This is a genomic window from Micromonospora sp. LOL_014 (genome assembly GCF_048060245.1).
Lineage (GTDB): Bacteria > Actinomycetota > Actinomycetes > Mycobacteriales > Micromonosporaceae > Micromonospora_E.
Window position 1 is genome coordinate 1 of sequence record NZ_JBHMIP010000066.1, and the last position, 4,972, is coordinate 4,972.

A 4,972-nucleotide genomic window follows, 5' to 3' on the forward strand; every position below is an offset into this window, starting at 1 on the left:
CAGCACTGGAACAGCTGACCCGAGACACCCAAGCTCAGCGTGAGGGCCGGACCCCGTACCCGGGGTCCGGCCCTCACGCTGCGTCGGGCCCCGAGGCGCTGAGAATCGACCGGGATTAGTCGGACAGTGACCGGCGGGCGGCGGCGATGACCTCCGGATCGGCGCAACCGGCCGCGTAGCCGGCGATGCGGCGGCGGATGTCGCGGCCCAGCAGCCACAACCCGATCCGGTCGGCGACCGGGCGCAGCGCTGCCGGCCGGCAGCGGAAGCTGTACCGCCAGGTCGCCACCGTGTGATCGGGCTCGGACGCCGGGGCGAACCGCCAGCCGCCGGCGAACATCTCGAAGAACCAGGGACCACGCACCATCTTCATGCCGACGTTGGTCGGCGGAGCGTACGAGACGTACTCGCTGATCATCGTCAGGCCGTGCCGGGACCGGGTGAAGGTACGGACGCCCTTGCCGGGGCGGGTGGCCCCGTCGACGAAGTGCTGTGCCCGGATGAACGGGTCCCAGCGGTGCCGGACCGGCGTGGTGGTCTGGGACACCGCGAAGGCGAGATCCGGCGGTACGGGGACGGTGACCACTGCTTCGACCACAGGCATCGGCCTATCATCCGCCACCGACGGTCAGGTGCGGCGCGGGCGCTCGATCCGAATGGGGTCGCCCCTCACCAGCGCGTCGTGCATCCGCCAGCGGTCGGACTCCATCGCTTGCGAGGCCAGCAGGTCACCGTGTGTGAGTCGGTCGCGGAGCAGCCGCAGGGCGATGCGACGGTTCAGTTGCGATCGCCGTTCCGTGTCGACCACGACCACCAGCCCGGACGGGCGGTGGGTGGCCCGCACCGCCGTGCTGGCCTTGTTGCGGTGCTGGCCACCAGGCCCGCCGGTGCGGCAGGCGACGATGTCGACGTCCGCTTCCCGGAACACGGTCGGGGTCGGGCCGACCTGGCACGGCTGGGCGGTGACGTACCAGTTCTTTCGGCCATGCCCGGCCCGGTACGGGCTCGGTGCCTGCCAGCACAGGGTGCCAGTCCAAGAGGTGGCGAACTCCTCGGCTCCGCTGCCGTCGACGCGGACCAGCGCAGACCGGTAGGTGCCTGGCCGGTCGCCGACGACGGTCCGGGTCCGGCGGGTGGTCAGCCGCTGGGCGGCAGCGTCGGCTTCCAACCGGCGCAGCAGTTGGGCCACGGCCCAGGCGCATTCCTGCGGACCACGCCCGGCGGACAGCAGCAGGGACGCGGTCGTCACCGCTGGCCTCGGCCACGGTGACGCGGCCGCCGGTCCGGCCGGGTGCCGGTGCCGTTGTCGGCGGTCTTGTAGGTGACCAGCGGGACCGTGCTGGCCACCGGGGTGGCCAGGCGGTGGGCCACAAGGTCGGCGATGACCCGCTCGATGCGTTTGTACGCCGTCGGCGCCTCCTCGAACAGCAGTTGACGATCGCCGCACACCACCACCGAGCCGACCGGGGTACGGCGCAGCTCCGCCACGGTGTGCTTGACCCGGCCTCGGCGCAGGGCATCGGCGCGGGACATCTTGCGGCCGGCGCCGTGCGCCACCGAGTAGTTGGCGTCCGGTCCGGCGTGCGCGGCGACCAGGTAGGAGGCGGTGCCACGGGTGCCGGCGACCAGGACGTCCCGGCCGTCGCCGGGGGCCGCCCCTTTACGGTGCAGGTACCTGCCGTCCCGGATCTCCACCAGGTTGTGGCACTGGTCGACGATCGGTTCGGTGGGCGCGGCCCCGAGCGCGTGGGCGACCCGGGCGGCGAGTAGCCGCCGGTTCAGCGACCCCCAGCGTACGGCCTGGTCGTGCCGGGCCAGGTACTCGCCGGGATCGGCGGCCGGGCCGGCACCGTGCACGTCGGTGTGGGCGCGCAGGATCCGTTCGCCGAGTCCGCGGGAACCGCTGTGCACGACCAGCACGAGGTCGCCGGTGGTTACGCCGAGCCGGCCGGCGTGCGCGACGTCGGCGACGGCGTCGACCCGGGCCAGCTCGACGAAGTGGTTCCCCCGGCCGACGGTGCCGAGGCCGTCGAGATGCCCGGCGGGTACGTCGCCGTCGGCAACCTCCCAGGCCGGATCGCCGTCGCCGATCCGTAGCGGGCGGTCCAGGTCGGGGAAGCGCGCGGCCAGCTTGGCAGCGACGGCCCGCTTCAGCGTGATCGGGAAGACCGCGATGCCGCACCCGATGTCGGATCCCACCAGGTACGGGTACAGCACGGTTGATGTCATCGCGGCACCGATCGGGGTGCCTTTGCCGGGATGCAGGTCCGGCATTCCGGCGACGCGGATCATGCCGGTGAGGGCTGCGACCCGGTGGCACTGGTCCACGGCAGCTGACTCGATCCAGCTGTCCTGGGTGGCGAATATCTGCACAGTAGACAAAACAGACGCTCTCTGCTCGGAGAAGGCATGGTCGGGCTGCGATGCGCGGCAGATGCTTCTCAGAACGTCATGATCGTGATGGTCGCGCAGCCGACCCGGGCGGGGCAACGCATTTTGCTCGAAGCCTGCTGCGGGGGACCGGCGGCACGCTGCGGGTCAGAACGACGCAGGTGAGGGCGACGCAGGTCAGAACAGGGTCAGCGGCTGTGCCGGGATCGGCTCGGGCAGCGGGTCGAGCTGCGGCAGCGCGGCCCGTACCTCGTCGTGGAAGCGTCGGGCCAGGGCCGGCGCGTCGGCGTTGTCCGGGGTGTGGATGAACACCGTGGGCGAGCGGCCCTGCCGCAGCCAGGCCACCGATGCCTCGACCCAGCGCCGCCAGCCGGCGACGGTCTGCTCCGCGTCGTCGCGGCCGAGGTAGCGCACGATCGGCAGGTCGGTCAGTGCCCGGGTGCGCAGCGGGGCGCGGGGCTTCTTGACCCAGGCGTCGCGTTCGGCGTCGCTGGTCGGCTCGGCGGCGAAGAACGTCGTGGTGTCGAACGGAACCCACTCGGCGTCGACGTCCGTCAGTACCCCTTCGAGTAGCCGGGTCGCGGCCGGGTCGGTGAAGAACGCCGGGTGGCGGACTTCGACGGCGTACCGGTGGTCGCGGGGGAGTTGGCGCAGGAAGCGGGCCAGGGTGGGTACGTCGTCGGGGCCGAACGACGCCGGCAGTTGGGCCCAGATCGCATGGGTACGCGGTCCGAGCGGTGCGATCGCGTCGAGGAAGGCGTGCAACGGCTCGTCGGCGTCGGTGAGCCGGAGGTCGTGGGTGACGGTCCTCGGCAGTTTGAGCACGAAGCGGAAGTCGGGGTCGGTCTGCGTCGCCCAGGTGGCGGCGGTCTCCCGGGTCGGGGTGGCGTAGAAGGTGGTGTTGCCTTCGACCGCGGTGCACCAGGCGGCGTAGTGGCGCAGCCGCTCGGCCGGCGGCAGCGGGTGCGCGATCAGCCGCCCCTGCCAGGACTTATGCGTCCACATCGCACAGCCGACATGCAGTCGGGGTACTGCCGGCGACGGGGAAGCGGTGTCGGTGTTCGGCACGGCGACAACGATAGAGCCACTCGGTTGGAGCGCTGGACTTAACGCCGTATTCATCAACCTGTTCTGATCAAGGTGATTGAGGGGCTTAGATTTCCGGTGTCGACCTGCCCGCCGTATCCCCAGGCCGGAGCGCCCGACCCGGCCGCGGTGGGCAGCGACGCCAGGAGCCCTCATGGCCCACCGTGCCGCCACAGTCAGCGTCCGCCCCACCATCGGCGTCCGTCGTGCCGTCAGCGCCGCCGTCGCCGCGACGATCGCCGTCATCGTCTCGCTCACCCTGACCGCCGTCCCCGCACAGGCCACCCCACCCAACATCCCCTCCTACAGCACGGCGCTCAGCCGGCTGAACTCGCTGACCGTGGCCGCCGAGTCGCACCAGTCCAGCTACAACCGGTCGCTGTTCCCGCACTGGATCACCATCACCGGCAGCTGCAACACCCGGGAGCAGGTGCTCAAGCGCGACGGCAGCAACGTCGTGGTCAACAGCAGCTGCTACCCGACCTCCGGGTCCTGGTACAGCCCGTTCGACGGGGCCACTTGGACGCAGGCGTCGGACGTCGACATCGACCACATGGTGCCGCTCGCCGAGGCGTGGCGTTCCGGTGCCTGGGCCTGGTCCACCGCTCGGCGTCAGACGTACGCAAACGACCTCGGCGGGCCGGAGCTGTGGGCGGTCACCGACAACGTCAACCAGGCCAAGGGCGACAAGGACCCGGCCGACTGGCAGCCGCCACTCGTCTCGTTTCGTTGCACCTACGCCTGAGCCTGGATCCAGGTGAAGTGGTACTACGACATGACAGTGGACAGCGCGGAGAAGTCCGCCCTGTCCGGCATGTTGGCCACCTGCTGACCTGACCGGCCTGTCGGGCAATCCGGCTACCCTGCCCCGCATGAGTCTAGCGGTAACGGTCGGGATCACAACGGCACTGTCCGGCATCGACGACGAGAGGGCGGCGCGTAGCCGCGCCGCCCTCGACCAGTTGAGCGCCGCGCTGGCCGCCGAGGGCGTCAACTGGCAGGAGCAGTACGTCGCGGCGGTGCCGTCGACCCGGCCGCACCTGCGCAGCCTGCCGACCAGCTGGCTGCACCAGCTGCGCCGGGTGCTGGTCCTGGTGGATCTGGACCGGCCGGTCACCCCGATCACCGACGCGAGTGGGCTGACCGCGGACCGGGAGCTGGTCGACGATCAGGCGTCGATGCTGGAGTCGCACCTGCTGTGCCACTCCGACACCGCCGGCTACCGGAATGCGGGCCAGTGCTCCGGCCTTCAGGCCGGGGGTGTAGGCCCGCGCTGGGAGGGCCGCCAGGGCCCGAGTAGTGCCCTAAGCCGGACGGTTCTGCTGCTCGATGTACTGCGTCACGATGCTCGGTGGCGCGCCGCCGCCGGAGCCCGCGAAGTACGAGCCCGACCAGAGCTTGTTGGCCCGGTGGTAGTGGCGTGCGAGGTCGGGAAACTCCTGCCGCGGGCGGCGCGACGAGACGCCCTTGAGTGGGTTGACCAGGCGGGAAACGG

General features: G+C 71.2%; 6 protein-coding genes. 1 reads left to right on the forward strand and 5 read right to left on the reverse strand.

Going from position 1 to position 4,972, the window contains the following annotated elements; translation table 11 throughout:
• Positions 1-115: 115 nt before the first annotated feature.
• From ACFHW1_RS28345 to ACFHW1_RS28360, 4 genes are all read right to left on the reverse strand, one after another.
• On the reverse strand, positions 116-604 hold the full coding sequence (locus tag ACFHW1_RS28345) for an SRPBCC family protein (protein ID WP_416557339.1): 489 nt from the start codon (positions 602-604) through the stop codon (positions 116-118).
• Between the two features lie 24 nt (positions 605-628).
• A complete protein-coding gene (gene prfH / locus ACFHW1_RS28350; protein WP_416557340.1) occupies positions 629-1,249 on the reverse strand; it encodes a peptide chain release factor H in 621 nt (206 codons plus the stop codon).
• Entirely contained in the window at positions 1,246-2,382 is a 1,137-nt protein-coding gene (locus tag ACFHW1_RS28355) for an RNA ligase RtcB family protein (RefSeq protein WP_416616618.1), read from the reverse strand. Before ACFHW1_RS28355 ends, prfH begins: the two co-directional genes overlap by 4 nt.
• Before the next feature lie 186 nt (positions 2,383-2,568).
• A complete protein-coding gene (locus tag ACFHW1_RS28360) occupies positions 2,569-3,396 on the reverse strand; it encodes a DUF72 domain-containing protein (RefSeq protein ID WP_416557344.1) in 828 nt (275 codons plus the stop codon).
• A gap of 235 nt (positions 3,397-3,631) precedes the next feature.
• Between ACFHW1_RS28360 and ACFHW1_RS28365 the strand changes: the two genes are divergently transcribed.
• On the forward strand, positions 3,632-4,222 hold the full coding sequence (locus ACFHW1_RS28365) for a GmrSD restriction endonuclease domain-containing protein (RefSeq protein WP_416616619.1): 591 nt from the start codon (positions 3,632-3,634) through the stop codon (positions 4,220-4,222).
• Between the two features lie 559 nt (positions 4,223-4,781).
• On the opposite strand, the gene ACFHW1_RS28370 is transcribed toward ACFHW1_RS28365, so the two are convergent.
• Complete coding sequence (locus tag ACFHW1_RS28370; protein WP_416616621.1) at positions 4,782-4,961, reverse strand: IS200/IS605 family transposase; 180 nt, start codon at positions 4,959-4,961, stop codon at positions 4,782-4,784.
• Positions 4,962-4,972 lie beyond the last annotated feature (11 nt).